This is a genomic window from Natribaculum luteum, from assembly GCF_023008545.1.
GTDB lineage: Archaea > Halobacteriota > Halobacteria > Halobacteriales > Natrialbaceae > Natribaculum > Natribaculum luteum.
Map to the genome: position 1 here is coordinate 2,339,304 of NZ_CP095397.1, position 26,568 is coordinate 2,365,871.

Below are 26,568 nucleotides of genomic sequence, written 5' to 3' on the forward strand. Positions count from 1 at the left end.
AGAATCGATGAAATCGGACATCAGGGTGTGTTCGGCGTGGCGCGAGGCCCACGACCGCCCGGTCTATACCCTTTCGTCGACCTGTCCGGAGTGTGGTGCCGACGCGGTAAACAGCGCCCCTGCGCCGTTCGACCCGACCGATCCGTACGGCGAGTACCGACGCGCTCTTAAGTGTCGCAATCGCGGGTAAGGTATGGACGAACTCGACATCGACGCGGTCGCGGAGGTCGACCTCGACGACCCCGTACTCGTCGAGGGGCTGCCGGGCGTCGGACACGTCGGAAAACTCGCCGCAGAGCACGTACTGGAGGAACTCGAAGACGAGAGCACGCTCGTTCGACGGATCTACTCGCGGGAGTTCCCGCCACAGGTCTCGATCGACGGTGGCGTCGCCGACCTGACGTGTGCGGAACTCTACGCTGTCGAGGTGCCCGAGGGACGGGACGTGCTCGTCCTGACTGGCGACCACCAGGCCCAGTCGAACGACGGACACTACCTCCTTACAGACGCGTTTCTCGACGTCGCCGAGGAGTTCGGCGTCACGGAACTGTACGCACTCGGCGGCGTTCCGACCGGCGAACTCATCGACGAGTACGCCGTCCTCGGAGCCGTCAGCCACGAGTCGCTACTCGAGCCACTCGAGGAGGCGGGCGTCGAGTTCCGCGAGGACGAACCGGCCGGCGGCATCGTCGGTGTCAGCGGCCTGCTGCTCGGACTCGGCGGGCGGCGTGGCTTCGAGGCGGCGTGTCTGATGGGCGAGACCAGCGGCTACCTCGTCGATCCGAAAAGCGCCCGCGCGGTCCTCGAGGTGCTCGAGACCCGCCTCGAGTTCGAACTCGACTACGAGTCGCTTGACGAACGCGCCGACGAGATGGAAGAGGTCATCGGGAAGATCCAGGAGATGGAAAATCAGCAGTCGATGGACGTTCCGAGTGACGACGACCTGCGATACATCGGCTGACCGTCGGCTGGCGGCGGTCGAACTGTGCGACGCGTGACGAGAAATTCTTTAGGAACCACATCCTATAGCCGAGCGTGCCAACCGACGTCGTCGACGCGATTCCGCCGGTCGTCCTCACCGGGCTTGCACTCGGGGCCATATTTACGGTGTTTGCCGCGGGGCTGTTTTTCGTCGGCGAACGGCTGTTCCCGAACCGATCGCCAGGCAGTGAGCGGACGTACTCGAGCGAAGACCGCCGGCGCGTCGAGATCCGCGAGTACCTCCAGCGGATCGGCGAGCGCTTCGCGGAGGATCACCCGATCGCCGGGGAGTCGGTCGAATTCTACCTGCCCGAGCGTGACGTCGCGGTGACGTTCGACGCGCACGCGTTCTTCCGAATTCAGAACGCGACCGACACGTACCCGATCCTCGTCGAGCACGAGATGCCCGGCAGCCACCTCGGGCGGCGACTCCCGTTCGAGGTCCCCGAGGTGGGTCCCGATCCGATGGACTTCCAGGAGCGAACGCGCCTCGCCTTCGAGGCACTCGGACTGCCGACGACTGCAGATCGAGACGAGATCAAGTCCGCCTACCGGGAGCGAGTCAAGGAGGTCCACCCCGACCACGGCGGCGACGAGGAGTCGTTCCGTCGCGTCCAGGAAGCGTACGTGACGGCGAAAGAGCACGCCGACTGATAATGATGGCTGTGACTGGTTGCCGACGCAACCGCACGATGGTTCGCGGTTGCGGCGGTACAGACTCGCAGCCATCGTTATGAGACCCTAGGCCTCGAGCACTTCGTAGGTCACGTCGCCGTCTCTGAGCGTGTCGGTGACGCGTCCGACGGCATCGATCGTGGCGACGACGGCCACCTCGAGGCCGCGTTCTGCGGCGTCGGCTGCGACCTCGCCGACGGCAAAGGTCACGTCGGGATCGACGCCGGCCTCGCGCAGCGAGACGACGGCTTCGACGCCGGCGGCGGCGACGAGGTCGGTGTCCGCACAGCCGTCGGCGATCTGGTCGACGTCGACAACGCGGCTGCCGCCCGCGCGGACCGCCGGTACCTGCCACACCGTCACCGAGCCCGGCTCGAGGTCGATGACACCCTCGAAACTCGTGACGCCGACGTCGGTGCCGGCGGCGGCGTCTGTCGTCGCGACGCCGGTCGCCGGCCCCTCGGTTCCCGGGCTGGCGTGGAGGAGGCCGTCTCTGATGGATAGCGAGACGGTATCGCCTTCCGACAGGTCGTCGGTTGCGATGGCAGCGTCTTCGCCCATCGCGCCGAGGACGTCTTCGGTGACGTGGTCGGCGAACCGGCGAACGTCACCGGCAGCCTGGAAGAGCCAGTCGACGCCCTCTTTGGTGACGCGATACCGCGAGCGGCCCTCTTTCTCGACGAGTCCGTCGTCGACGAGCGCACGGATGTACTCGCTTACTGCCTGACTCGTCACGTCTACTTCGTCGGCGATCTCTCCCTGACTGACCGCCGGCTGGCGCTCTGCGATCTCGACCAAGATGCGAAACCGCGTCGCCGCTCGTTTGTTGTCGAGGACGTCGACCATGTCTCTCAGTTCTTTCGACGTTGGCAAAAAGTACGCGGTCCACTCGAGACGGGTCGTCCCCGCCGTAGACGCGGACCCGGTCGACTCGAGGACACTCACCGAAGGCGTCAGGTTGATTGCGGATGGGGCCGTGGTGTCGAGACGAACAATGTCGTCAGCGTCAGCGGTGGCCCCGCTATCATCGACTGTCGGTGTCGAACCTCCGGTTGCGTCACTCGCGCGCGTCGTGGAACCGACGATGGCGTTCTCGGTCCCGAGTTCGTTCACCGACGTCCTGGCGTGGGTCGTGATCGGTGCGTTCGTCCTGTCGGTCCTCCTGGAGTGGCTCGACGTTGCGGACGCGCCGCGGTACGTCGCGTCGGCCGCGTGGGTGATCTTCGGCGTCTTCTGGCTGGCGCTCGTGCCCCACTACTACTATCACGTTCAGAGCCCGATCGAGACGATCCTGAGTCTCGCCGCCCTCCCGCTGTCGCTGTACACGGCCGTCCTCCTGTTCCGGGGGCGGGACTCGCTGCTCGTGCTCTCGAAGGCGGTCGCGTTCATGGGGCTGATCTACCTGCCCGCGGAGACGATTCCGTTCGTTCGCACGTGGCTGATCGAGACGACCGCCAGCCAGGCCCACTGGGGGATGGAGCAGTTCGGCTACAGCCCCGGCCTCGTCGAGGGGGCAAACGGCTACCAGAGCCGCTTTGACTTCGACCCCGACGAGACGGTGACCGGTCGAACCACGTACATCGTCATGGCCTGTACGGGAATCGGGAGCATGGCGATCTTCGGTGGGTTGATCGCCGCCGTCAAAGCGCCGCTGCGACGCAAGGCAGCGGGCTTTGCCTTCGCGGTCGGCATCATCTGGTTTCTCAACCTCGTGCGAAACGTCTTCATCGGGCTGGCCTCGCCGTGGGGCTGGTTCCAGCAGGAACCGCTGGTCTACGTCGTGACCACGTACCTGGGGGAACCGGCGAGTCGCACCTCGTTTCTCGTCGCCCACAACTACATCGGCCAGACGCTGTCGGTCGTCGCACTCGTCGGGATCACGTACCTCGTCGTCCGGATCGTTCCCGAGGTTCTCGTCGTCCTCGAGGACGTCCTGTTCGTGCTCACCGGCACCGAGTACGACCTCGAGGACGCCCTCGGCCCGTCGGTGCGAGCCGACGGTGGCGAACCGAAGCGATGACCGCTGCTGCGGTCGACGTTCCTTTCACCGTCGCGGACCGTGCCGTCTACCTCCCGTCGGCCGAGACGCTCGTCGTCGCCGACGTCCACCTGGGACGGGCCGCGACGTCCTCGGTCGACGCGCCGATCGAGGACGGGTCAGACGCCGTCTCCCGACTCGAGGGGCTGCTCGAGCGATTCTCGCCCGGGACGGTCGCGATCGCGGGCGACCTGTTGCACTCGTTCTCGCGGGTTCCACGCGGCGTCGAGGAGACGGTCGCCGACCTCGTGGCGGCCACCGACGCCGCGGGTGCGGCGCTCGTCGTCACGCCAGGCAACCACGACGCGATGCTCGAGGGCGTCTACGACGGCGAGACGGCGGCCGAGTACCGACTCGAGGACGGCGAGACCGTCGTGTTGCACGGACACGAAGCGCCGACGGTGGCTGCGGATCGGTACGTCGTCGGTCACGATCACCCGTCGCTGTCGGTCGACGGCCGGAAACTGCCGTGTCTGCTGTACGGTCCCGGGACGTACGACGGGGCCGACGTGGTGGTCCTCCCGGCGTTTACCCGCCTCGCGCCCGGGTCGACGGTCAACGGAATGCGTAGCGGTGACTTCCAGACGCCGCTCGTGACCGACGCCGACGCGTTCTACCCGGCAGTCAGGGACGTCACAGGCGACGAGACGCTCTGGTTTCCCCCGCTGGGCGAGTGTCGGCAGCTCCTGTGAGCGGTCGATCTAGCGCGTCGCGCGTTCAGAGCGGTCGCGACGCCGTCGCGTCGAGTTCCGCGAGAAACGCGGCGCAGACGTCGTTGAACGCCTGCGGATTGTCCTGGTTGACGAGGTGGCCCGAATCGGGAACCGCCGCCCATCTGCCGTCGTCGACGGTTGCCGCGATCCGTCTTCCCTGTCGTCTGACCGGTGACGCCTCGGCTTCGCCGTAGACGACGAGCGTCGGCGTCGTGACGTGGGACAACTCGGGCGGGTCGAACGCGTAAAGCGCGTCGAATATCTTCCGGAACTCCGCGCGTGAGACGTCCCCGACCGCCTCTATCGCCTGCGATCGGATCGACGAGTCGGTCGACAACCACGGCCCGTTTGTCACCGTGCGGATCGATCCGAGCAGCGAGCGGAACGTGGTCCGCGGCCCGGCGACGGAGAGCGTGGCCGTGAGCGCCGGCAACGGCGAGAGAAACGGCTTCACGCCGGTCGGGACGTCGACCGGCGGCATCGACCGGACCGGGCCCGCGAGGATCGCTCCCGCCGCCCGGTCGGGGTGGCGGTCGAGGTACTCCTGGACGATCATCGACCCGAGCGAGAGCCCACAGAGGATCGGCTGCTCGACCTCGAGCGACGCGAGCAGCGACTCGAGGTCGTCGACGAAAAGCGAAACGGAGTACCGTTCCCGATCGGTCGCCCCTGTCCGGCCGTGACCGCGGACGTCGAGCGTGATCGTCCGATACTCGTCGGCGAACCGGTCGACCTGCGGTCGCCAGGCGTCGCCGTTCATCCAGCCGCCGTGGACGAACACGAGCGGCGGCCCGTCACCGACCTCGTCGTACCAGAGCGTCCCGTCGGAAACCTCGAGCGTTGCCATCGTCTACTCGACGGGGCGAACGTACGTCAACGGTGTGGTTGCACTCGTGCGTTGGCGGTGGGTGCAGCGACGACGATCACGCAGACGAGAGGTCCTCGACGACGGCCTTCGCCGCCATCCGACCGCTCTCCATCGCTCCCTGAATCGACGACCACTGCGTGTAGTCGCCGGCGAGGTAGACGGCACCCTCGGGATCGCGGACGTCGGGGAGTCGGTCGTGGATGCCGGGTGGCTGGGCGAACTGGGCGAACGCCACGCGCTCCGTGTGAACGGCCTCGAACCGGTCGAACCGTCGCTCGGGATACCACGACTCGAGCGTCTGCCGGCTGATCGCGGCGAGTTCGTCGTCACCTTCCTCGCGCTCGCCGAGGTAGGTCGCGCTCACGAGCGTCGCGTCGTCGGGCGCGTACTCGGGCGCGACGTCGCTGTGAGGGACGACGTGGTTCGGCCCCTCTTCGCTCGCGTTCAACAGCAACCGCTTTCCCGTCTCGAGGTCGGTTCCTCCTCGGAGCGTGTAGTACTGGGTCACGCAGGCCCGCGCCGTCGTCGGCACGCTCGCGACGCCGGTGAGGTCGCGCGCAGTCGGCGGGTCGGTCGCGACGACCACGGCGTCCGCCTCGAGGGTCTCGCCGTCGGCAGACACCACCACGCCGTCGCCGTCCTGCGAGACGGATTCGACCGTCGTTCCCGTCTCGACGGTCGCCCCAGCCTCGCGGGCGCGCGCTGTGAGCTGTCGCGGGATCGCCCCCATCCCCGCGGCGGGAACGGCGATGTCGCCCTCCGAGAGCGCCTTGAACGTGTACTCGAAGACGCGGCGGGAAGTCGACAGCGAGCGATCGAGCGTGATGCCGCCGTAGAACGGCGCGGCGAAGTTCTCGACGAACCGGTCGGTGAACTCCCGTTCGTGGAGGTACTCGTCGATCGAGCCGTCATCGCCGGCGAAGACGACCGCCGGATCGGTCCGCTCGAGTCGTCTGCGAAGTCGGAGCAGGCGCAGTTTGTCGCCGACGGTGAGGTCCGGATTGAACAGCGTCGTCGGGAGCGTGCGCGGATCTCGAAGCGGGTCCGACAGCGTCGACCGGTGGCCCGGCCGCGCGATACAGGCACCGGGGGCGAACCGTCGGAGGTCGAGTGTCTCGAGGTCGAGTTCGCGCTGGACGGCAGGATAGGCGGTGAAGAGTACCTGAAACCCCCTGTCGAACCGGTAGCCGTCGCGTTCGACGGTCCGGACGCGGCCGCCGACGTCCTCGCGACGTTCGAACAGCGTGACAGCGACGCCACCGGCTGCGAGGTGACGAGCGGCGACGAGACCGGCGAGGCCCCCGCCGGCGACGATCACTCGCGGTTCCGACGTCATGGCCGACGATTCGGCGGCGAAGTATAAAGACGTGGAGCCAACGTCGTCGCTCGTCGCCGTTTTCCTTCGCCCGTCTGCGCGTCCCCGCTCCGATGGACAGGGATTTGGTGGCGGGGCCGATACCTCCTCGCATGGAAACGACGGACGCGTTCGCCGGACTCGAGTGTACCGACTGCGGTGGGACGTTCGACGCCGACGAGGCGACTCATCGGTGCCCCGAGTGTGGGGGCATCCTCGACCCGACGTACGACTACGACGTCATCTCGCTCGACAGGGAGACGCTTTCGTCGCGACCGTTCGACTCGATGTGGCGCTACGAGGAACTGCTGCCGTTTCGCCGGGAGTCGGCCGTGACGATGGACGAGGGCGCGACGCCGCTGGTCGAGTGTCCCGCCCTCGCCGACGAACTTGGCGTCGAACGCGTCGTGATCAAAGACGAAGGGCGAAATCCGACCGGCACGTTCAAAGACCGCGGGCAGTCGGTCGCCGTGACCGCGGCCAGCCAGCACGACGCGACCGACGTCGCCCTCGCCTCGGCGGGCAACGCCGGACAGGCCGCGGCGGCCTACGCGGGCCGGGCCGACCTCGAGTCGCACGTCTTCCTCCCCGCCCGCTCGAGTCACACCACCAAGGCGATGGTGAACGTCCACGGCGGCGACATGACCGTCGTCGGCGGGCGGATCGGCGAGGCCGTCGAGGCCTACGAGGACGCCCTCGCCGAACACGACGACTGGTACCCTCTCCAGACGTTCGTCACGCCCTACCGCCACGAGGGCAAGAAGACGATGCTGTACGAGTTGATCGAGCAACTCGAGTGGGAGACGCCCGACGCGGTCGTCTACCCGACGGGCGGTGGCGTCGGCCTCGTCGGCATGCACAAGGGCGCCACGGAGTGGCGCGAGTTGGGACTGATCGACGAGTTGCCCGCGATGTACGCCGCGCAGGCGTCCGGCTGTGCCCCGATCGTCGAGGCGTTCGAGGCGGGTCGTGACGTCCACGAACCCGTCGAGTACCCCGACACGATCTGTGGCGGCCTCGAGATCCCCGACCCGGGTGCGAGTCCGCAGGTCCTCGAGGCGCTTCGCGAGAGCGACGGCGGCGCGGTCGCGACCGACGACGACGACGTCCTGGAGGCGGCGATCGCCGTCGCGAAAGGCGAGGGCCTCGAGATGGCACCGTCCGCGGCGGCGGCGGCCAGCGGCGCGTGGGAACTCGCCGAGCGCGGCGAGTTCGACGGCGACGAGACGGTGGTCATCCTCAACACCGGGACGGGGAACAAACAGGCAGACGTGTTGCGGAGTCACCTGATGGGCAAAGGGATCTGATACCGCCTGCTGTCAGTCAGTGCCGGCACACCCACGACCCGTTCGGCGGGTGCGCCGGCACCAGTGACAGCAGACAGTATGAGTTCGTCCAACACTGCCCTCTCCGACCGTTTCGCAGGGTTTTTTGCGTCTACCGGGAAACGGAGCGGTATGACTGCGCCCTGGGACGACTGGAACCACATTCTCAAACTCGATCCCGACAAGGAACTTCCCGACGGCGTCACCTACGGCGACCTCTGTGCCACCGGGACGGACGCCATCGAGATCGGCGGGACGACCGGTATGACCGAGGAGAACATGTCCGCGGTGATCGCGGCCTGTGCCGAACACGACGTCCCGCTCTACCAGGAACCCTCGAGTCCCGACGTCGTCGTCGAAGACGACGCGCTCGAGGGGTATCTCATTCCGACGGTGTTCAACGCGGGGTCGCCGTTCTGGATCACCGGCGCGCACAAGGAGTGGGTCCGCATCGACGGCGACCTAGACTGGGAGCGGACGACGACCGAGGCCTACATCGTAATGAATCCCGAGGCCGACGTCGCGACGTACACCGAGGCGGACTGTGACCTCTCACCGGACGACGTCGCCTCCTACGCGAAGATCGCCGAACGGATGTTCGGCCAGGAGATCGTCTACCTCGAGTACTCCGGCACGCTCGGCGAGGAGTCGATCGTCGCGGCCGGCCGGGACGCACTCGAGGAGTCGACGCTGTTCTACGGCGGCGGTATCCACGACTACGACTCCGCGTACGCGATGTCCTCGGTCGCCGACGTGATCGTCGTCGGTAACGTCGCCTACGACGAGGGCGTCGAGGCGGTCAGGGAGACGGTCGAGGCGGCGAACGACGCCTGATACGGTCTGCTGTCCCTCTTTGCCGCAGCGACCGCGTCCAGTCGGGCGGTCACTGCGGGACGGACGGACAGCGGACCGTATGAGTCGCCGCTGCGTCGTTCTCTACGACCGGTCGACAGCCGGTGACCGCTCGATGATCCTCGAACGGGTGTGGATCTGTTGTCCGACCAGTTTCGTCGAAATTCGCAGATATTGCTACGTAGAGGCAGTCGCTGTAGCTGTCTCTCTCACCGGTCAGTTATTTTTATTTGATTGGGTACTTGACGTGATTTCGTGCCCTCCAGCCCGACCCTCTCCCCGTTTCGACGAGATCTCGTATTGGCGGTGGTTGCGTTCCTGCTTCTCGTCTCTCCCGCGTTGGTCTCCGTCTCGAACATCTCGGGGACGACGTACACGTACGACCGGACGGAAGTCGTCGTCGATGAAGAGAACGGAATAACGTATGCCACCGACCCACCGTCGGACGACGCACACATCAGCGAGGAGATCGGCTGCTCAGTCCCGCAGGACACTCGAACGTGCGCGTTCGAGCGACACCTTCTCTCGAACGCCACAATTCCAACCGAGGTGTACACGAATAATCCAGCCGCCCCGTTCGACATCGGCATCAACCGGTACCAGTACGTAGAGCTCGACGGATCCGTGTACGATGTATCCTACGTCGGGAATCGGTCTGTACAACGGGACGACGGCCTCTATCGAATCGATCTCGCACTCGAACCGACCGAAGCCACAGATGCGCTTCGCCACGTCTCGATAAACGTCTCGACAGAGAGCGAGGAAGTGCCGCCAGTAGTCGTCGAAGCCGCTAGACAGGGGACAGCGACTGCAGACCGAGCGGTCGAGATTCCACAGACGCCACTGCGCGTCGGGGAAGATACGTATTACCGTGTGCTCCTCACCAGCCAAAACGACCCGAACTCGATCGGTTCGCTGTTCGGTCTCGGCCTCTCGATTGTCGGGCCGATTGCCGGTCTTTACATCGGCTATCGCCTCTCCCGCCGTGTCGAAATCAGGTACGTTGGTGGGAACGACACGTAGGTGTGGGTCCCGTGACTCGAGCAGAGTCGAAGAATTTCGACAGGGCGGCCGACCGTATCGCTCGGTAGCGACCGACGCGGCCTCGAGATCAGTGCTCGTCGTCGACGACCAGCCCCTGGAGCCGCGGCAGCAGGTCGACGACGTCGCCCCGGACCACGACGGACGCGTCCCGGTCTCGTTCGGTCTCCTCGAGATTGACGATTCCGACGGTGCCACCGGTCTGGGCCGCCTGTCGGGGGAGCGAGGCGGCCGGTTCGACGAACAGCGAGGAGCCGATCGCGAGGAAGACGCCGCTCTCGCGGGCGAGCGACCGCGAGCGCGGGAGCGTCGCGGGCGACAGTTGCTCGCCGAAGAGGACGACGTCCGGTTTGAACACGCCGCCGCACTCACAGCGCGGCGGTACGTCGCCGTCTCGTACCCGCTCGAGGATCGGCTCGTTCGGTTTCCGGCGGCCACACTGCACGCAGCGGACCCGGTGGGCGTTGCCGTGGAGCTCGAGTAGTTCGGCACCCGACTGGTTGCTCGCGTTTTCGTCGCCGTCGGCGACGGTCTCCGCCGCCCTCGCGTGGAGACCGTCGGTGTTCTGCGTGAGGATCGCCTCGAGGTGGCCGTCGCGGGCGAGTGCCGCGAGCGCCTCGTGGGCGGGGTTGGGTTCGAAGCCGTCGCCGAACATCGTCTCGTAGAGCTCGAGTCGGTCGCGCCAGAACCCGGCCGGGTCGCGCTGGAAGCGGCCGTAGGTGAACTGACCCTCGTCGAACCGTGCCCAGACGCCGTCGTCGCCGCGGAAGGTCGGCACGCCCGAGGGCGCGGAGATTCCCGCGCCGGTCAGCGCGACGACCGTGTCGGCGTCGGCGATTTCGTCTGCGAGTCGCTCGAGGTCGTCCATGTCGAACCGATCGACCGCGATCGGTAAAAGCGCGAAGAACTGCGGTCGCTCTCGAGGGCGGGCCCGGTTCCGACCGTACCGCTCCGAACGATTGCGCTTAAGTCGCGGCTCCGACAATCGAAGGGTATGCAGGACCGAACCTACACTGCCGACGCCGAGCCGGGCGAGGACGTAACCGTCGCCGGCTGGGTCCACGAGGTGCGCGACCTCGGTGGCATCGCCTTCCTGATCCTCCGGGACACGAGCGGCAAGATCCAGGTCAAGTTCGAGAAAGACGAGATGGACGACGACCTCGTCGAGACGGGCCTCGAGGCGGCCCGCGAGAGCGTCGTCAGCGTCACTGGCGCGGTCGAAGAGGAACCGCGCGCGCCGACGGATGTCGAGGTCGTCCCCGAGTCGGTCGAGATCGTCGCTCCCGCCGATCCCGAACTTCCCCTCGACCCCTCCGGGAAGGTCGACGCCGACCTTTCGACGCGACTCGACAACCGGACGCTCGATCTGCGCAAGGAGGAGATCCAGGCGATCTTCGAGATCCGCGCCGAGATCCTGCGGGCCGCCCGCGAGCGGTTCCGCGAGTTCGACTGTACGGAGATCAACACGCCGAAGATCGTCGCCACCGGCACCGAGGGAGGTACCGAGCTGTTCCCGATCACCTACTTCGGTCGCGAGGCCTTTATGAACCAGTCGCCACAGCTGTTCAAGCAGCTGATGGCCGGCTCGAACTTGGAGCGGGTCTTCGAGATCGGTCCGATCTTCCGCGCCGAAGAACACAACACGCCCCGACACCTGAACGAGGCGACCTCGATCGACTTCGAGGGCGCGTTCTGTGACGCCGGCGACGCGATGGACGTCGCCGAGGGCGTCGTCCGGGCTGCCTACGAGGCCGTCGAGGAGAACTGCGCCGAGCAACTCGAGGCGCTCGGCATCCGCGACGAGTTCGAAGCGCCCACCGAGTCGTTCCCGCGGATCAGTTACGAGGAAGCGATCGAGCGCATCAACGCGACGGGCGAACTCGACGAGCAGCTCGTCTGGGGTGACGACCTGCCGACCGAGGCGGAGAAGGCACTGGGCGACGACGTCGGCGGCCACTACTTCATCACGGAGTGGCCAAGCGAGATCAAGCCCTTCTACATCAAAGACGACGAGGACGACGAGCAGCTCTCGACCGGCTTCGACCTGATGCACCCGCGGATGGAACTGGTCTCTGGCGGCCAGCGCGAACACCGCTACGACCTCCTCATCGAGGGCTTCGAGCAGCAGGGACTCGACCCCGACCAGTTCGAGTACTACACGAAGATGTTCAAGTACGGCATGCCGCCCCACGCCGGCTTCGGTCTCGGAGGCGAACGGCTGGTCATGACGATCCTCGGCCTCGAGAACATCCGCGAGGCTGTTCTGTTCCCGCGAGACCGTCAGCGGCTGAGCCCGTAAGGGCTCGCCGCTGGCCGGCGAGTGGGAGCAGGGAGGAGCTTTGCTCCGACCGTGTTCCCGAGAGATCGCCAGCGTTTGTCGCCGTAGGCGGCAAACCTGGGAGCCAGCGAGACGAGCGAAGCGAAGTCTCGCGGGACCAGAAGCAGCTGTCGCCGTACGGCGTCGACGCTCGAGACGGGCGAATCTTCAAGGTTATATCGCGCGAGACGAAACGGCGTGGTAATGAGCGACGAGGTGACGGCGTTCGTCCCCGGACACGTGACGGGGTTCTTCAGCGCCCACCACGACGACGACCCGACGAAAGCCGGTTCCCGGGGGGCTGGGCTCACGCTCACCGACGGGGTCACGGTGACGGTCCGACCGGCGAACGACCGGACAGTGCTGTTCGAAGGCGAACCGATCGACGTCGAGCCAGTGTGGACGGTCCTCGAGACGCTCGAGGTCTCGGCTCGCGTCGACGTCGACTCCGACCTGCCGCTCGGTGCCGGATTCGGCGTCTCCGGTGCGATGACGCTCGGGACGGCGCTCGCGGCGAACCGCGTCTTCGACCGGAAGCTCTCGGCGAACGAACTGGTAACGATCGCCCACGGTGCGGAGGTCCAGGCGGGGACGGGGCTGGGCGACGTCGTCGCGCAGGCTCGCGGCGGCGTCCCGATTCGGCTCGAGCCAGGCGCACCGCAGTTCAATAAACTGGACGCGATTCCTGCGCGTGCGCGCGTAGAATACGTTTCGTTCGGCGAACTCTCGACGGCGGACGTCCTCTCGGGCGACACCGAGCGACTCACGGCGGCCGGCAAGCAGGCACTGTCGCGCGTCGTCGAGGAGCCGACGCTCACGTCGTTCATCTGCGCCTCGAGAGCGTTTGCCCGCGAAGCCGGGCTGTTGACGCCGAACGTTCGCGACGCGCTCGAGTCGGTCGCCGAGGTCGAGGGGCAGGCGTCGATGGCGATGCTCGGTGACACGGTCTTTGCCCTCGGGACTGGCCTCTCGGACGCAGGTTACGAACCGTCGGTGTGTGCGACTCATCCGGCGGGTGCGATGTTGAAGTGACGGCTGTCGCCGGTCTGTCACTCGAGACGAACCTTCTGACAGAGCCGCTTCTGTCCTGCTGGTGGAGTGACTTCTATCGATCCGAATAGGTCGTTCTGGACCCGGTTGAAGCGATCGGTCCGACGCAGCGTCACCTGTGGCAGGGTGAGAGACGCACGGAGTATCTTGTGTCTATCACAACACAATAGATAATTTATACTTGGCCGGAAATTTATTACACTCCGATTCAGTTATCGGTTTGAATTAGCGAATGTCTAGAATACAGGACACACGGGACAAACTGTTTCGGCTGTACGAACACTACGTGGGAGAGCCAGACTCCCCGAAAGACGTCTACGGCTACTGGATTTTCATCGCTGGCTACCTCATCGGGGCGGCCGGGGTGTTCACGTTCGTCGTCGGCTACGCGGGCGCGACCGATTCGTACTTTCACATCAGGGTCTCCGGTGTCACTGCCGCGGCTGGACTGTCGCTTTGTCTGTTCGGGATCGTTCTCATGCTTCCCGTTCGTCGACGCGGGATACAGGCGGGTGGCGTCGGTCTCGTGGTCGCACTCGTCGGCGTCGCCTCCTTCGGCGTCGTCTACCCGAGCGACTGGCGGGGGTTCGGTGCTGACTACAGCGTCGAAGTGATCACGATCTACTCGGTCGGTCTCGCGATCATCGCGGGCGTTACCGCGCTCGTTCCGGTCGTCACCGGTCGAAAGGGGATGTTCGTCGAAGAGGAAGGTGCGACGGAAGATCCACCGATTCTCACAGGCGACGAACTCGAGGCCGCCCAGTTTGCCGTCTTCCGTGACGAGAACGGCGACTGGGTCTGGAACGTCTTGCACCTCGAGGCGCTGGCCCAGAGCGAGGAGAGTTCGTTGAATCGCCCGGCGGCCGAGTCGAACATCGACAGCGTCCGATCGAAGATCGGCAACGCCGGGTTGATGGAGATCACGACCTCGGCGTTCCGACTGTACGAAGACGAGCACGGCCACTGGCAGTGGCTACTCATGCGCGAAGACGGGAGCGTCATCGCTGACTCCGCGGGCGAGTTCGCCGACCGCGACGGTGCAGAGGAGTCGGTGAGTTTCCTCAAAGACCGCGGTCCGGATGCCGACGTCATCGACATCGATGGTGCCGCGTTCAACTACCACCAGGACAGAGACGAGTGGCACTGGCAACTGCTCGACGACGATCGAGCGCTGCTGGCGTCGTCCGACGCGGGATACGGGACGCAGTCGGCGGCCGAGGAGGCCGCGACGACGTTCGCCGAGCGCTTTGCCGACGCCAGACTGCTCACGATCGAACGCCTCGGCGTCGAACTTCGCGAACGAGGCGACGAGTGGTTCTGGCGGTTCGTCGACGAGGAAGACGAACAGTTAGCCGAGAGCACCGCGACGTTCGACTCTCGCCGGGACGCCGAGGAAGCAACGGAAGCGTTGCTCGGCGAACTCGAGTCGGCGTCGGTCACGGTCGCAGGTGAACCGACGTTCGAACTCTACGAGCACGGCGAGGGGTGGCGCTGGCGGCTCGTCGACGCTGGCGACCAGGTCGTCGCCCGGTCCCCGTCGGTACTCGAGTCACGACCACAGGGCGAGACCCAGGTCGAGCAGTTCGGATCGAACGTTCGCGACGCGGCAGTCGTCGGGATCGACGACGCAGAGTACGAGGTCTACCCCGACGGTGAGTCGTGGCACTGGCGGCTGGTCACCGAGGAACGTGACGTCGTCGCAGACAGCACCGAACCGCACGAGGACCCGGACGCCGCCGTCGAAGCGATCGAGCGCGTGCGCAGCCAGGCGAGCGAGGCGGATCTCATCGAGTTCGAGAACGCCGCCTTCCAGGTCTACGAGGCCGACAGCGGCGAGTGGCGCTGGCGGCTCATCGACGAGGACGGGAACGTCCTCGCCGACAGCGGGGAGGAACACACCTCGCGCGGCGAGGCCGCCGAGGCGATGATGACGCTCAAAGAGCAGGCGCCAGACGCCGAGTTACTCGAGATCGACACCGCCGCGTTCGAACTGTTCGAAAACGAGGACGGCCGGTGGGGCTGGCGGCTCATCGACGAGGGCGGCAAGATGGTCGCCGACGATCCCGCCACCCACCCGACGCGCAGCGCCGCGAAGCAGGCGATGGACCAGCTCCTCGAGCACCTCGAGACAGACGTGCGGACGATGGAGGAGGCGATCTTCCAGACGTACGCCGCCGACAACGACTGGCACTGGCGGTTCGTCATCCCGTCGAACGTCACCGTCGCCGAGGGCGAGACGGCACACCCGACCCGGGACGAACTTCTCGAGAGTCTCGAGCGCGTCCGCGAGACCGCAGCAAGCGGGAGCACACACGCCGTCGGCGAGGTCTCGTTCCAGCTGTACGGCGACGACGAGTGGCGCTTTAGACTCCTCGACCGCGATCGGTCCGTCATCGCGGAGTCGAGCGACTCCTACGACGACCAGTCCGCCGTCGGCAACGCCGTCGAGGCGATCAAGCGACATGCCGCCGACGCACCGATTTTCACCATCGAGTCGGCGGCGATCCGTCTCAGCGCGGCCGCCGGCTGGCAGTGGGAGCTGGTGGAAAAAGACCGCGACGTCGTCGGCGTCGGCGGCGAATCCGCGTCGTCTCGGCAGGCGGCAGTCGACGAGATCGACCGCATCCGCCGGCTCGCTCCCGCCGCAGGACGGGTCGACTTCGACGTGGCGTCGTTCGAACTGTTCACCGAGGGCGAGGACGCCTGGCGGTGGCAACTCATCGACGAGGACGGGACGACCGTCACGACCAGTGCCGAGCAGTACGAGACGAGCGAGGCCGCACGCGAGGCACTCGCGAGCATCCGGGACCTGATCGGCAGCGCGAGCATCCTCGAGATCGAGGGTGCGTCCTTCGAGTTGCACGCCGCGGACGACGAGGAAGGCTGGATCTGGAAGTTAGTCGACGAACACGGCGTGACGATGGCCGAGAGCACCAGACCGTACGAGAGCCGGACGGACGCGAGAGAGGCGATGAACGCAGTCAAAGCCCACGCGCCAGACGGCTGGATCACGTTCACCGAGTAGCTGCGCAGGCGATTCGGTCTGCTTTTTATCGGTCGTCTCGAGGTGTCCCTCGTGAGCGACCACGACACCGTCCCGGCCGACGTCGAACACGAAGAGGAGATTCCCGAGGATCACCCCCGGTACCAGGACCTCCTCACGCGTCATCGGATCGAACGGGGCGTCGAGAAGGGGATCACGCACTTGCAGGGGATGCACGCCGAAGGGCGGGGGAGCGCCTTCGACTACCTGCTCGGCGAGGAGACGACGCCGAGCGCCAACGAGGCCGAACGGGCCGCCGCCGCAGTGCTGTTGCTCGCCGAGCACCCGGTGCTCTCGATCAACGGCAACGTCGCCGCGCTCGTGCCCGGCGAGATGGTCGAACTCGCCGCAGTCGTCGACGCCGACCTCGAGGTCAACCTCTTCAACCGGACCCCGGAACGCATCGAGGCTATCGCCGACCACCTGCGCGACCACGGTGCCGAGGAAGTCAAAGGGATCGAGGCCGACGCTCGCATCCCGAACCTGGAGCACGAACGCGCGAAAGTCGACGGCGACGGGATCTTCGACGCCGACGTCGTACTGGTTCCGCTCGAGGACGGCGACCGCGCGGAGGCGCTCGACGCGATGGGCAAGACCGAGATCGTCGTCGATCTCAACCCGATGTCGCGGTCGCCGCGCGTCGCCGACGTGCCGATCGTCGACAACATCATCCGGGCGATCCCGAACGTGACCGAGCACGCCCGAAAGCTCGCGGACCGAGAGGAGGCCGAACTCGAGGCGATCGTCGAGGCGTTCGATCCCGAGGCGGCGCTCGAGGCCGCAGAAGAGCGGATTCGGACGGGTGCGGTCGACGGCTGATCGTCCGATTCGATCAGCGGTTCAGGAGGTTCGTCGGCAACCTGTTTACGAGGCGCGAGAGGCCGGGGCCGAACTCGGCGAGCATCTGAACGTCGTTGTCGGTGAACGCGTCGGTGACGACCAGCGAGAGCGCGTAGACGACGAGGACGACGACCGGGAGGACGACGACGACGGCCGTCTCCGGGAGTAAGACGACGACGGGGACGCCCGCGATCGTCGCTGGGACGCCCGAGAGGATGATCTTGGCGAAGTCGCGAGTGAAGGTGTGGACGCCGTCGAGATAGTACAGTTCTGCGATCGTCAGCAACCCGACGAGTACGAGGGCAGTCGCCGACCCGATTGCGGCCCCCTCGATGCCGAGAAACGGCACCAGCGCGAGCGAGACGACGGCGTTCGTGCCGAGCAAGGCCAGCGTGTTCCCGAAGACGACCCTCGAGTAGCCAAGCCCCTGCAACAGCTTGCCGCTGGGTCCGCCGAAGGTCGCGTTGAACAGGAACGCACTCGAGAGGAGCGCGACGACGGCGCTGGCCTCCGCGTACTGTGGCGTGTACAGCACCGAGAGGTAGGCGGTGGCACCCAGCGAGAGCGTGATCGCGATCGGCAGGCTGAGACCGGCGATCCACCGCGCGGCGACGCGAAACCGTCGCTGGACGAGTTCGGTGTCGTCCTTTCGCTCGGCGATCAGCGGCTTGAACACGGGCGCGAGCGAACTGAAGATGATCAACAGCGCCGTTCCGAGCATGTAGCCGACGCGATAGATCCCGACGTCTTCGGACGTGAGGTAAAAGCCGAGCAGGAAGTAGTCGATGCGACCCATCAGCACGGAGACGACGCTGGTCATCGCGAGCGGGACGGCGTAGGTCGCGATCGGGCCGGGCGCGACGAACTCGAGGTCGGCCGAGACGATCTCCCAGGCGCGGTAGGTAAAGAGGATCGCGCCGACGGTGATCGCGACGAGAAGGCCGACGACGTAGCCGCCGATGAGACCGAGCAGGCCGAACCCGGCAACCAGCAGGCCGAGCGTCGCGCCGAAGCGAACGATCGGTCGGACGAGATCCCGCATCACGACGCGATACTGGAGCCGCTTGATGCTGTAGTAGGAGGTGAGCAACACCTTGTAGATCGCGAGCATCGGCACGGAGACGCTCAACAGGAGCAGGGCGATCCGCAGCGACGGTTCGCCGAAGAACTCGCTGACGGCGGATGCACCGAGCGCGAGCGCGAGCGCGATCGACGACGACGTCACGAGGACGGCAGCCGTGACCTGAACGATCACGCCCTTCGCTTTCCCGGGTTCGTCGTCGGCGAGGAACTGGGGGACGAAGTAGTCGATCGCGAGCGGGAACCCGAGGTTGGCGAACACCTGCAGGAACAGGACGACGGAGACGGCCAGGATGAACAGCCCGTAGACCGACGGGCTCACAAACCGGGTCATCAGCATCACGAGGGCGAATCCGGAGACGCTCTTGGCGAGGTTCCCGACGAAGGTGATACCGCCCTGTTTGGCGAGGACCGAGACGCCGTCGTCGCGATCGCTCATGGGACTCTCGAGTGGCGCGTCGCCTGCGGCTCACGACGCAGGTTCCTGGCGGTTTCGGGACGGTCGATCGGCGGTTTCGAGGGCATACGTCGGATCGAGCGAACGCTCACACGCTCGTAGCCGGCTCGAGTTCGTAGTCGGCCACGCGAGCGGCGGCCTCGCCGAATTGGGGGAACTCGATCTCGAAGGTCCACTCCTCGCCGGAGGTGACGTCCTCGGCGTGTTCGATGACGCTGTCTATGGCGTCGCCGTTCTCGTCGAAGAACGTCGCCTGGATCTCGAGGTAGTTGATCTCTCGATCGCCGTCGTTTCTGACGACGCCCCAGACGTACACGCGCTCCTCGTCGGTCCCTGGATCGTCCCGTCCGAGAGTGTCGTAGACGATCACGACGTCCTCCGGATCGGAGAGCTCGTTGCCGTTTTCCTCGAGATAGTCGAGACAGCCCGAGGTCGCGGCGACGACGACGAGGAACGCACGACGTTTCATCCGTTCTACGAAGTTGGAGTGGCCGAGCCTTGAGCGTTCTGGCGGGCTGACGTCCTGCCAGCCTGTCGGTGACGGCGACCACAGCGTCGACGAACGAGTGTGGAGGGAAGACGACGGGGAGACGTTCGTCGCCAGCTGCGCATCGCCTCGAGGGCGGGGACACATCGTTCGAGTGCATGGTGGTTCCCTACATCTACTTTTCCCCTCGCAGATCGACCATAACGCCCGAATTTCGGCGTTTCTGACCTGTGGCTCGATCGTAACGTATCACAACACTTTTCTCACTACCCACTGATACCACCAGGTGGTATGAGCGAATTCGACCAGTTCAGCGACGTCGGCGAGGCAGACGTAACGCGTGCGATCGGCCAGGAGTGGACCGAGGAGTTCATGGACTTCTCGGACAGCGACGTCATCGTCGTCGGCGGGGGGCCGTCGGGGCTGATGGCCGCCAAAGAGCTCTCGGAACGGGGCGTCAAGACGATGGTCGTCGAGAAGAACAACTACCTCGGCGGCGGCTTCTGGCTCGGCGGCTTCCTGATGAACAAGGTGACGGTCCGGTCGCCGGCCGAGCAGATCCTGGCTGACCTCGAGGTCGACTACAAGCAGGCCACCGACAGCGAGGGCCTGTACGTCGCGAACGGGCCGGAGGCCTGTTCCGGCCTGATCAAAGCCGCCTGTGACGCGGGCGCGAAGATGCAGAACATGACCGAGTTTACGGATATCGTCATCCGCGAGGACCACCGCGTCTCGGGGATCGTGATGAACTGGACGCCGGTCCACGCGCTCCCACGCGAGATCACCTGCGTCGACCCGATCGCTGTCGAGGGCGACCTGGTGATCGACGCGACGGGTCACGACGCGATGGCGGTCACGAAACTCGACGAGCGCGGCGTCCTCGACGCACCGGGCATCCAGGACGCCCGCGAGCGCGGACAGGTGATGGACCAGACCGGCGACGATACGTACGGGGCACCGGGTCACGACTCGCCGGGCCACGACTCCATGTGGGTCGGCAAGTCCGAGGACGCCGTCGTCGAACACACCGGCCTCGTCCACGACGGCCTGATCGCCACCGGTATGGCCGTCGCCACCGCCTACGGCCTCCCGCGGATGGGGCCCACCTTCGGCGCCATGCTCGTCTCCGGCAAGCGCGCCGCCCAGGTCGCCTTAGACGAACTCGAGGTCGACGCCGAACCGGTCGAGCTGACGAGTCGTGCGACGCCAGCCGACGACTGACCCGTCATGGTCGACCACGTGTCACTGTATCGCGCGCCGACGACCGTCGCGGACGGCGACGCCGTCGCCGACTGGCTCCACGAGCGGATCGACGCTTCAGTTGCGGTTCGCGACCGATTTCTCGAGTGCTACCGCATCGAGGGCCTCCCCGAGTGGTTCGCCGAGGCCCGGGTCCGCTCGCCCTACGAACGGGCGACGGGCACCACCATGCTCGGGACGATCCGCTACGAAGAGCGCGCCCTCGAGCATCCCGAACGAGAGGGCGGCGTTCTCTACGACGGCCACCAGATCCAGCAGGCGTTGAACGCAGCGCTCCCCGAGACGGAGAGCGAGCTCGAGCACGCCCACGTCGTCCTTCTCGACCGGGCGATCGGCACGTGGGGCGAACACGACGGCCGCTGGCACAAGCGCGTGGCAGTCCTCGGACAGCCAGCGATCGTCTCGGTTCCCGGACTCTACGAGGCTCCGGCGAAGCCGGAGGCCTACTACCGTGAGAAACAGACACACGCCCTGTTGTCGGGCGACGTGCCGCCGCGAGAAGTGCTCGAGAACCAGGTCGGCGGGGAGTTCCTGATCGAGGCCGACCCCCGGACGACCGACGCACTGAAAGGCTACGTCCTGGCGGCGTACCACTACCTCGAGACAGGCGAAGCCTTCTGCGAGAACGACGGCTGTCGACTGTTCGACGCCCACTACCACGAGGACCTGATCGCGGCACAGCTTCGGGAGCCCGAGTTCTGCAAAGAGCACGCCGCGCTGTACGGTGACTGAACCGGTTTCGTCCGTTTCATAACGATGGCTGTGAGTCGTTCCCGCCGCAACCGCAAACCGTCTTGCGGTTGCGTCGGCACCCAGTCACAGCCATCGTTATCGAGGCCCGCGAGCGACGCGACGACGCGAGCGCGATAGGGTCTCTGCTCGTCGCGCTGCCAGAACCGCAGTCCACTTCTACCGGAACTGCGTTCGAAGAGCCACACATGGGAGAGGAGTTCACCGTCGACGTCGACGTCCGTTATCGGGACCTCGACACGATGAACCACGTCAACAACGCCGTCTACGCGACCTACTTCGAGGAGGCGCGCACCGCCTACGTCGACCACGTTCTCGACGTGGGCGTCGAGGACTTCAACTTCGTCCTCGCGAACCTCGAGATCGAGTTCGGCCGGCCGCTGACGATCGACGACGACCCAGTCGTCGCGACCGAGGTCGTCGACGTGGGTGAGACGAGCGCGACCATGACCTACGACCTCCGGGTCGACGGCGACACCGTCGCGACCGGCGAGACGACGCTCGTCTTCGTCGATCCCGAGGAGAAGCGTCCGGCACCCATCCCGACCGACGTCCGCGAGCAGATCGTCGCCTACGAGGAACTCGAGGCGTAGCGGCCGGGCCGGCGATCACGAAATCCGTCCGCCGGTCAGCCGAACGACGCCGAGCGCGTGGGTCTCCTCGGCGATCGCTGCCGCCCGGTCGCGCAGTCGTTCGTGTGCCGACTCGACGCGTTCGTCGAGCTGCCGGACAGGGTCGGGATCGTACCGGAACCGCGTCGTCGGCGGCGTCGAGAGGACGACGACGGCACGAAAGAGGGTGTTAACCGGCGGCGCGTACCACCGCTTGCTGCGGGCCGCATTGACGAGCACGACGTGCCCGCCCGAACCGACGAGGTCCGCCCAGTCGTCGACCGCTCGAGCCGGTTCGGCGAGCATACCGACGACGAACGTCGCCAGGACGGCGTCGACGTCGCCGGCCACCGGCGGTGCCGTCGCGTCGCCCCGGACGACGTGGACGTTGTCGTACGCGGCCGTGCGGTCTCGAGCGCGCTCGAGGACGGGCCTCGTGAAGTCGATCCCGACGACGGTGCCGTCGGAGCCGACCCGCTCGCGGAGATACGGCAGGTTCGCGCCCGTTCCGCACCCCATCTCGACGACGGTGTCGCCCGGCTCGAGGCGACACGCGGCCGCCGCTTTCCGTCTGAGCGTTACGATCCCGGGCGTTCGACGCGCCAGGAGATCGTAAAGGCGTGCCCACCGACCGTAAAAGTCCTGTGCGAGTTCGGAGCCGCGGTCTGTCATTACACCTGATTTCCTCGACGCGGAGTTCTATCTAGGGGTCGTCGAACTCGAGGGCTCGAATCGTCTCGTAACGACTGTTGTGAGTCAGTCCCGATGCACCCGCGAACCGTCTGGCGGTTGCATCGGGAACCAGTCACAACAGACATTATCAGTCCTGGACGAGCGACCGGATCGTGTCGGCGACCGACTCCGGGTCCGGGCCGAGGACGTAGGTGATCGGCTCGATCCCCTCGCCGCCGGTCTGGTAGAGCACCGTCGCCGCCGGCTCGTCTTCGATCGCCGCGCCGACACTCGAGGCGACGTCGCCCGTCTCGTCGAACTCGGCGGTGACGTGGCTGCGCTCGGTCAGCTCGGCGAGCAGTTTTGGATCGTACCTGATATTCCCGGCCGCCGCGGCGTCGCTGCCGTGACGGCGAGCGGCGAGCAAGACGGTGGCGACGTGTTCGGAGACGCCGAACTCCGGATCGGCCGGCACCGTCGCCTGCCCCTTCACGTCGAAGATGCGACCTGGAACGCCGGCGACGTCGTCGACGTCTTCGGCGTCGGGGACGCAGGCGACGAGGTTCGATCCCACGGCCGGGATCAATCCGGCGAAGCCACTCGCGTTCTCGAGGATGCGCAGGCCACGCCGGAGCGACGACAGCACGCGTTCGCTGCTGCGCAGGCTGCTCTCGGGGTCGTGGACGCGAAAGCTCGAGTCGTGGTCGGCCAGTTCGGGGACCGCCTGCTCGTGGATCGACGCGAGGAGGTCGCCACCGGCCTCGAGTTCGCGGATCAGGACCTCGATCTCGACGAGCGCCTGGACGGGCGTCACGTCACCGGTGGCGAGTCCCTCGCCCAGTCGGGAGACGAGCTCCTCGACGCGGTCGTCCTCGGCGATGCGGTCGTTGACCCTGACCTCGCCGTGGGCGTACTTCGAGACGGCGCTCTGGCTGATTCCAAGCACGTCGGCGACCTCGCGCTGGGTGAGTCCGCGCTCGCGCAACTCGCCGGCGAGCATCGAGCGGACCGTCGGGAGGAACTCTTCGACGACGATCTCTTCGACGAATTTCATCCGTTAGGCGGCGTTACGCACGCCTCGAAAATAACTCTGCGGCTCCGTCTCGCTCACTCGTCGCGATTCCGATTCAGCTGATCGCCGCCGAACTCGTCGTCGCTCTGGATGCGCGAGGCCTGTGGTCCGTCCTGGTCCTGGTACTTCGACCCCCGGTCGCTCCCGTAGGGGCGCTCTGCGGGCGTCTTCAGCTCCGTGAACGTCAGCTGCGAGATGCGCATCCCGGGAGTGAGCGAGACGGGGGCAGTGCCGAGATTCGATAGCTCGAGGGTGATCTGGCCCCTGTACCCGGGATCGCACAGCCCGGCGGTGGCATGCACTACCACGGCAAGCCGTCCCAGGGACGACCGTCCCTCGACGTGCGCGATGAGGTCCGGCGGGATCTCGACGCGCTCGTGGGTCGTCCCGAGCACGAAGTCTCCCGGGTGGAGGATGAAGTCGTCGCCGTCGTCGACGACCGTCTCCGTGACGTACTCGTCGACCTCGCGTTCTGAGTCCGGGTGAATGCAGGGAATGTTCGTCCGCTGGAACTCGAGGAACTCCCGCCCGAGCCGGAGGTCGACGCTCGCCGGCTGGATCTGCAGGTCGTAGTCGTCGATCGGTTCGACGACGAGGTCGCCCTCCTCGAGGCGCTCGAGGATGTCCGCGTCCGAGAGGATCATACGCTGGCAGACGGACGCGACGGGTGTAAACGCCTTCGATTCTGACCCCGACCAGCGTGGCTGGATCGGTGGACGACATCGCCGACGCTTTTAGCCGTCGCGTCGAGGTCGAACGCATGAAACAGGCCATCGTCGCCCGCACGGACGTCGGCATGGGGAACGGAAAGCTCGCCGCGCAAGTCGCCCACGCCTCGCTGTCGGCCTACGAGAAAGCCGACAGTCAGGCACGAGACCAGTGGAAGCGAGGGGGGCAGAAGAAGATCGTCCTCGAAGCAGACAGCGAGCGCGAACTGCACGAACTCGCGGCGATCGCCGACCGCGAGGGGATCCCGAACGCCCTCGTCCGCGACGCCGGGCACACGCAACTCGAGCCCGGGACCGTCACCGCCCTGGCCGTCGGCCCGGCGGCGGACGACCGCGTCGATCGGGTGACGGGCGACCTCTCGCTTTTCTGATCGACAGGTCTGAGTGTCGGCCGGCGAGGACATCGCAGAGCCACGAGCGTCGAAATTCCAAGCACTGCGCTTACAGAAATACAGGAGAAAGCCCACGACTGTAGTCCTGTCTCTTACCCATCCGTCGGAGTCTCGCGAAAGCGGCGTTTCGGAGGCTCTCGAGGCGGGCGAGCACGAGCTGAGACCCACAGGAAGAGAGACGAGATCGACGCTCGGTACGGAGCGTAGTACTCGAGTCGACTGCGTTCGGATCCACAATTACGGATTTCACCCGGTGAAAGGCGCTAAATACTGGTATCTCGATCGCCACTCTCCGATGGATCGCTCGTAGACTGGTAGCGCAACTTGTGGGTAAGAGACAGGTGGGATGAATCCATCACTAGTGAAGACAACCACGATACCATAGCCCGCCTGCAATCCCAACGTTGACAACATAAGAAACCGACATCTAACACATGAGCGACCGACCACAACGCACGAACGAGTACACTGCTCACCCCGCTACCGAACGGTACAAGCAGTGCTTGTTCGAGTGGTTGGCCGCCCACGCCCCCTTGTGGAACCAGATAACCTATCGACGTCCCCAGAACAAAGTTCTGGTGGGCCATCCAGACGCAAAGCGTCTGGAGACGACGCCAACAATACTTCCAAGAAGACGGTGACGTTTGGGGCGCCGAGTACACAGACCTGTACGACGAGTACGCACCCATTCTCGGCAAGGCAGCATGCCAGCAAGTCGCCCGCAAGAACAGCGAAGCATGGCGGAGCCACTTCCGCCTCCTCGACAAATACCACGACGACGCAGACTCCACAGTCACGGAGAAACCATCTCCACCCGGCTACTGGGGCAATCGTGACGACGGGTACGAGTTGCACGGTCTCGTCCGCAACGACCTGTACGCGTTCGACTGGGACGAGGACAAGAGCATCCTCGAATTCGGCGTTGGCGACGTCCTCGAAGACAAATACAACTTCGAGTATCAAGAACGAATCACTCTCGAAGTTCGCGGAAATCCACAGTGGAACGGTGACGATAGCAGGTTAGAACTCGTCTACGACGAGGCGGCTGACACGCTTCGTGTCACGCATCCGGTTCGCATTCGGCCAGACAACCTACGAGAACAGCGACTGGATGCATTCACTCATACACTCGACAGCGAGAACACGACGCACACTGCCGCCATCGACGTCGGCGCGAACAACACCCTCGCCATCGTCACCACCTCTGGCGAAACCGCCGTATATCATGCTCGACCCGAGTTCGACCAGTTCCAGGTCCTGTCCGAGGTGATTTCCGAGTTGCAATCCGCGCTTCCCGACGACCAGTACACGAGCAAGCGGATTCAACGCGTGTATGACGAGCGCGGGGAGAAGCGTGACCATAGCCGTGACGCGGCGGTGAAACACGCGGCTGACTGGCTCTTAGAACGGAACGTGGACACCGTATACGTTGGCGACCTCACCGACGTATTGGACACCCATTGGTCGGCGACAGTGAACACGAAGACACACGCGTTCTGGTCCCATCGCCAACTCGTCGACAGGCTTGAACTCACGCTCAGCGATGTCGGCATCACCGTCGAGCGAGTGAACGAGTTTGATTCGAGTAGTACGTGCCCGGAGTGCGAGAGTGAGGACGTGTTGCGTGATGGCGATTCGTTCCGTTGCCACGAGTGCGAGTTAGACGCGCATAGCGATATTGCTGGGGCGTGGAATCTACTGCAAGACGAAGTTGGGCCGATGGCGCGGCCCGCTGCCCTCTCTGCTGAACGCGATAGGGACGCACCCACCGATGGGGCGTACTGGGAGTGGAATGGACACGACTGGACACCCAGAAGTTTTGGAGAACAGTCGAGTCTGCTTGACCAAACCAGTATCAGCGAACCCGCAAGTTCACAGCCGGGGTAATCTGCTGGCCGGATTGCCCACGGAGGAATCCCACGGCTTCAGCCGTGTGGAGGACGTCAAAGTCTGCGCGCTCCA

At 65.7% G+C, this 26,568-nt stretch carries 25 protein-coding genes and 1 pseudogene; 17 read left to right on the top strand and 9 right to left on the bottom strand.

Annotation, left to right across the window (positions count from 1 at the left end; all coding sequences use genetic code 11):
* The first annotated feature begins 7 nt into the window (after positions 1-7).
* From MU558_RS12015 to MU558_RS12025, 3 genes are all read left to right on the top strand, one after another.
* Positions 8-190: an RNA-protein complex protein Nop10 gene (locus tag MU558_RS12015; RefSeq protein WP_246966511.1), complete on the top strand. Its 183-nt coding sequence runs from the start codon at positions 8-10 to the stop codon at positions 188-190.
* Positions 191-193: 3 nt separating this feature from the next.
* Positions 194-961 carry a proteasome assembly chaperone family protein gene (locus tag MU558_RS12020; protein ID WP_246966512.1) on the top strand — a complete coding sequence of 256 codons (768 nt, stop codon included), beginning with the start codon at positions 194-196 and terminating at the stop codon, positions 959-961.
* A 74-nt stretch (positions 962-1,035) separates the two neighbouring features.
* Positions 1,036-1,635, top strand: a complete 600-nt coding sequence (locus MU558_RS12025) for a J domain-containing protein (protein ID WP_246966513.1) — start codon at positions 1,036-1,038, stop codon at positions 1,633-1,635.
* 87 nt (positions 1,636-1,722) lie between these two features.
* Here MU558_RS12025 and MU558_RS12030 read toward each other — a convergent pair whose 3' ends face one another.
* Complete coding sequence (locus MU558_RS12030; RefSeq protein ID WP_246966514.1) at positions 1,723-2,502, bottom strand: DUF7839 domain-containing protein; 780 nt, start codon at positions 2,500-2,502, stop codon at positions 1,723-1,725.
* A 238-nt stretch (positions 2,503-2,740) separates the two neighbouring features.
* On the opposite strand from MU558_RS12030, the gene artA reads away from it, so the two are divergent.
* Together artA and MU558_RS12040 are read left to right on the top strand one after the other, a co-directional pair.
* Positions 2,741-3,676, top strand: coding sequence for an archaeosortase A (gene artA, locus MU558_RS12035; protein ID WP_246966515.1), 936 nt, complete (start codon positions 2,741-2,743; stop codon positions 3,674-3,676).
* Complete coding sequence (locus MU558_RS12040; protein WP_246966516.1) at positions 3,673-4,386, top strand: metallophosphoesterase; 714 nt, start codon at positions 3,673-3,675, stop codon at positions 4,384-4,386. Before artA ends, MU558_RS12040 begins: the two co-directional genes overlap by 4 nt.
* Before the next feature lie 25 nt (positions 4,387-4,411).
* On the opposite strand, the gene MU558_RS12045 is transcribed toward MU558_RS12040, so the two are convergent.
* Positions 4,412-5,254 carry an alpha/beta fold hydrolase gene (locus MU558_RS12045; RefSeq protein ID WP_246966517.1) on the bottom strand — a complete coding sequence of 281 codons (843 nt, stop codon included), beginning with the start codon at positions 5,252-5,254 and terminating at the stop codon, positions 4,412-4,414.
* Between the two features lie 76 nt (positions 5,255-5,330).
* The gene (locus MU558_RS12050; RefSeq protein WP_246966518.1) at positions 5,331-6,611 is read right to left on the bottom strand and encodes an NAD(P)/FAD-dependent oxidoreductase; all 1,281 of its coding nucleotides are present in this window, start codon (positions 6,609-6,611) and stop codon (positions 5,331-5,333) included.
* 131 nt (positions 6,612-6,742) lie between these two features.
* On the opposite strand from MU558_RS12050, the gene MU558_RS12055 reads away from it, so the two are divergent.
* The 3 genes from MU558_RS12055 to MU558_RS12065 all read left to right on the top strand — a co-directional run bounded on the left by MU558_RS12055 (position 6,743) and on the right by MU558_RS12065 (position 9,829).
* Entirely contained in the window at positions 6,743-7,936 is a 1,194-nt protein-coding gene (locus MU558_RS12055) for a threonine synthase (RefSeq protein ID WP_246966519.1), read from the top strand.
* Between the two features lie 150 nt (positions 7,937-8,086).
* Positions 8,087-8,788: a phosphoglycerol geranylgeranyltransferase gene (locus tag MU558_RS12060; RefSeq protein ID WP_246966520.1), complete on the top strand. Its 702-nt coding sequence runs from the start codon at positions 8,087-8,089 to the stop codon at positions 8,786-8,788.
* A gap of 318 nt (positions 8,789-9,106) precedes the next feature.
* Entirely contained in the window at positions 9,107-9,829 is a 723-nt protein-coding gene (locus MU558_RS12065; RefSeq protein WP_246966521.1) for a hypothetical protein, read from the top strand.
* 88 nt (positions 9,830-9,917) lie between these two features.
* Here MU558_RS12065 and MU558_RS12070 read toward each other — a convergent pair whose 3' ends face one another.
* Positions 9,918-10,715 (bottom strand): SIR2 family NAD-dependent protein deacylase, encoded by a 798-nt coding sequence (locus tag MU558_RS12070; RefSeq protein WP_246966522.1) that lies wholly within the window; start codon positions 10,713-10,715, stop codon positions 9,918-9,920.
* A gap of 126 nt (positions 10,716-10,841) precedes the next feature.
* Between MU558_RS12070 and aspS the strand changes: the two genes are divergently transcribed.
* From aspS to MU558_RS12090, 4 genes are all read left to right on the top strand, one after another.
* Positions 10,842-12,146 (top strand): aspartate--tRNA(Asn) ligase, encoded by a 1,305-nt coding sequence (aspS, locus tag MU558_RS12075; protein WP_246966523.1) that lies wholly within the window; start codon positions 10,842-10,844, stop codon positions 12,144-12,146.
* Positions 12,147-12,368: 222 nt separating this feature from the next.
* Positions 12,369-13,196, top strand: coding sequence for a pantoate kinase (locus tag MU558_RS12080; RefSeq protein ID WP_246966524.1), 828 nt, complete (start codon positions 12,369-12,371; stop codon positions 13,194-13,196).
* Between the two features lie 250 nt (positions 13,197-13,446).
* Complete coding sequence (locus tag MU558_RS12085; protein WP_246966525.1) at positions 13,447-16,239, top strand: DUF1508 domain-containing protein; 2,793 nt, start codon at positions 13,447-13,449, stop codon at positions 16,237-16,239.
* 51 nt (positions 16,240-16,290) lie between these two features.
* Positions 16,291-17,076, top strand: coding sequence for a 4-phosphopantoate--beta-alanine ligase (locus tag MU558_RS12090; protein ID WP_246966526.1), 786 nt, complete (start codon positions 16,291-16,293; stop codon positions 17,074-17,076).
* A gap of 13 nt (positions 17,077-17,089) precedes the next feature.
* On the opposite strand, the gene MU558_RS12095 is transcribed toward MU558_RS12090, so the two are convergent.
* The gene (locus MU558_RS12095; protein WP_246966527.1) at positions 17,090-18,616 is read right to left on the bottom strand and encodes a flippase; all 1,527 of its coding nucleotides are present in this window, start codon (positions 18,614-18,616) and stop codon (positions 17,090-17,092) included.
* Between the two features lie 106 nt (positions 18,617-18,722).
* Complete coding sequence (locus tag MU558_RS12100) at positions 18,723-19,103, bottom strand: FxLYD domain-containing protein (RefSeq protein WP_246966528.1); 381 nt, start codon at positions 19,101-19,103, stop codon at positions 18,723-18,725.
* 309 nt (positions 19,104-19,412) lie between these two features.
* Between MU558_RS12100 and MU558_RS12105 the strand changes: the two genes are divergently transcribed.
* The 3 genes from MU558_RS12105 to MU558_RS12115 all read left to right on the top strand — a co-directional run bounded on the left by MU558_RS12105 (position 19,413) and on the right by MU558_RS12115 (position 21,724).
* Complete coding sequence (locus MU558_RS12105; RefSeq protein ID WP_246966529.1) at positions 19,413-20,342, top strand: sulfide-dependent adenosine diphosphate thiazole synthase; 930 nt, start codon at positions 19,413-19,415, stop codon at positions 20,340-20,342.
* 6 nt (positions 20,343-20,348) lie between these two features.
* On the top strand, positions 20,349-21,113 hold the full coding sequence (locus MU558_RS12110; RefSeq protein WP_246966530.1) for a DUF7001 family protein: 765 nt from the start codon (positions 20,349-20,351) through the stop codon (positions 21,111-21,113).
* A gap of 206 nt (positions 21,114-21,319) precedes the next feature.
* Entirely contained in the window at positions 21,320-21,724 is a 405-nt protein-coding gene (locus MU558_RS12115; RefSeq protein WP_246966531.1) for an acyl-CoA thioesterase, read from the top strand.
* A gap of 15 nt (positions 21,725-21,739) precedes the next feature.
* Here the strand turns inward: MU558_RS12115 and MU558_RS12120 are convergent, their stop codons facing one another.
* From MU558_RS12120 to dcd, 3 genes are all read right to left on the bottom strand, one after another.
* Positions 21,740-22,414: a class I SAM-dependent methyltransferase gene (locus tag MU558_RS12120; RefSeq protein WP_246966532.1), complete on the bottom strand. Its 675-nt coding sequence runs from the start codon at positions 22,412-22,414 to the stop codon at positions 21,740-21,742.
* A gap of 148 nt (positions 22,415-22,562) precedes the next feature.
* Positions 22,563-23,468, bottom strand: coding sequence for a thiamine-phosphate synthase family protein (locus MU558_RS12125; RefSeq protein ID WP_246966533.1), 906 nt, complete (start codon positions 23,466-23,468; stop codon positions 22,563-22,565).
* 53 nt (positions 23,469-23,521) lie between these two features.
* Positions 23,522-24,130: a dCTP deaminase gene (gene dcd / locus MU558_RS12130; RefSeq protein WP_246966534.1), complete on the bottom strand. Its 609-nt coding sequence runs from the start codon at positions 24,128-24,130 to the stop codon at positions 23,522-23,524.
* A gap of 116 nt (positions 24,131-24,246) precedes the next feature.
* Between dcd and pth2 the strand changes: the two genes are divergently transcribed.
* Both pth2 and MU558_RS12140 read left to right on the top strand, forming a co-directional pair.
* Positions 24,247-24,585, top strand: a complete 339-nt coding sequence (gene pth2 / locus MU558_RS12135; RefSeq protein WP_246974978.1) for a peptidyl-tRNA hydrolase Pth2 — start codon at positions 24,247-24,249, stop codon at positions 24,583-24,585.
* 455 nt (positions 24,586-25,040) lie between these two features.
* Positions 25,041-26,493 (top strand): annotated as a pseudogene (locus tag MU558_RS12140) (transposase).
* Positions 26,494-26,568: the final 75 nt, after the last annotated feature.

What these genes read in the sequence shown, in the direction of transcription:
- MU558_RS12015 (WP_246966511.1), top strand. Translation starts at nt 8, where the DNA reads ATGAAATCGGACATCAGGGTGTGTTCGGCGTGGCGCGAGGCCCACGAC.
- MU558_RS12020 (WP_246966512.1), top strand. Translation starts at nt 194, where the DNA reads ATGGACGAACTCGACATCGACGCGGTCGCGGAGGTCGACCTCGACGAC.
- MU558_RS12030 (WP_246966514.1), bottom strand. Translation starts at nt 2,502, where the DNA reads ATGGTCGACGTCCTCGACAACAAACGAGCGGCGACGCGGTTTCGCATC.
- artA (WP_246966515.1), top strand. Translation starts at nt 2,741, where the DNA reads ATGGCGTTCTCGGTCCCGAGTTCGTTCACCGACGTCCTGGCGTGGGTC.
- MU558_RS12040 (WP_246966516.1), top strand. Translation starts at nt 3,673, where the DNA reads ATGACCGCTGCTGCGGTCGACGTTCCTTTCACCGTCGCGGACCGTGCC.
- MU558_RS12045 (WP_246966517.1), bottom strand. Translation starts at nt 5,254, where the DNA reads ATGGCAACGCTCGAGGTTTCCGACGGGACGCTCTGGTACGACGAGGTC.
- MU558_RS12050 (WP_246966518.1), bottom strand. Translation starts at nt 6,611, where the DNA reads ATGACGTCGGAACCGCGAGTGATCGTCGCCGGCGGGGGCCTCGCCGGT.
- MU558_RS12055 (WP_246966519.1), top strand. Translation starts at nt 6,743, where the DNA reads ATGGAAACGACGGACGCGTTCGCCGGACTCGAGTGTACCGACTGCGGT.
- MU558_RS12060 (WP_246966520.1), top strand. Translation starts at nt 8,087, where the DNA reads ATGACTGCGCCCTGGGACGACTGGAACCACATTCTCAAACTCGATCCC.
- MU558_RS12070 (WP_246966522.1), bottom strand. Translation starts at nt 10,715, where the DNA reads ATGGACGACCTCGAGCGACTCGCAGACGAAATCGCCGACGCCGACACG.
- aspS (WP_246966523.1), top strand. Translation starts at nt 10,842, where the DNA reads ATGCAGGACCGAACCTACACTGCCGACGCCGAGCCGGGCGAGGACGTA.
- MU558_RS12080 (WP_246966524.1), top strand. Translation starts at nt 12,369, where the DNA reads ATGAGCGACGAGGTGACGGCGTTCGTCCCCGGACACGTGACGGGGTTC.
- MU558_RS12085 (WP_246966525.1), top strand. Translation starts at nt 13,447, where the DNA reads ATGTCTAGAATACAGGACACACGGGACAAACTGTTTCGGCTGTACGAA.
- MU558_RS12095 (WP_246966527.1), bottom strand. Translation starts at nt 18,616, where the DNA reads ATGAGCGATCGCGACGACGGCGTCTCGGTCCTCGCCAAACAGGGCGGT.
- MU558_RS12100 (WP_246966528.1), bottom strand. Translation starts at nt 19,103, where the DNA reads ATGAAACGTCGTGCGTTCCTCGTCGTCGTCGCCGCGACCTCGGGCTGT.
- MU558_RS12105 (WP_246966529.1), top strand. Translation starts at nt 19,413, where the DNA reads ATGAGCGAATTCGACCAGTTCAGCGACGTCGGCGAGGCAGACGTAACG.
- MU558_RS12110 (WP_246966530.1), top strand. Translation starts at nt 20,349, where the DNA reads ATGGTCGACCACGTGTCACTGTATCGCGCGCCGACGACCGTCGCGGAC.
- MU558_RS12115 (WP_246966531.1), top strand. Translation starts at nt 21,320, where the DNA reads ATGGGAGAGGAGTTCACCGTCGACGTCGACGTCCGTTATCGGGACCTC.
- MU558_RS12120 (WP_246966532.1), bottom strand. Translation starts at nt 22,414, where the DNA reads ATGACAGACCGCGGCTCCGAACTCGCACAGGACTTTTACGGTCGGTGG.
- MU558_RS12125 (WP_246966533.1), bottom strand. Translation starts at nt 23,468, where the DNA reads ATGAAATTCGTCGAAGAGATCGTCGTCGAAGAGTTCCTCCCGACGGTC.
- dcd (WP_246966534.1), bottom strand. Translation starts at nt 24,130, where the DNA reads ATGATCCTCTCGGACGCGGACATCCTCGAGCGCCTCGAGGAGGGCGAC.
- pth2 (WP_246974978.1), top strand. Translation starts at nt 24,247, where the DNA reads ATGAAACAGGCCATCGTCGCCCGCACGGACGTCGGCATGGGGAACGGA.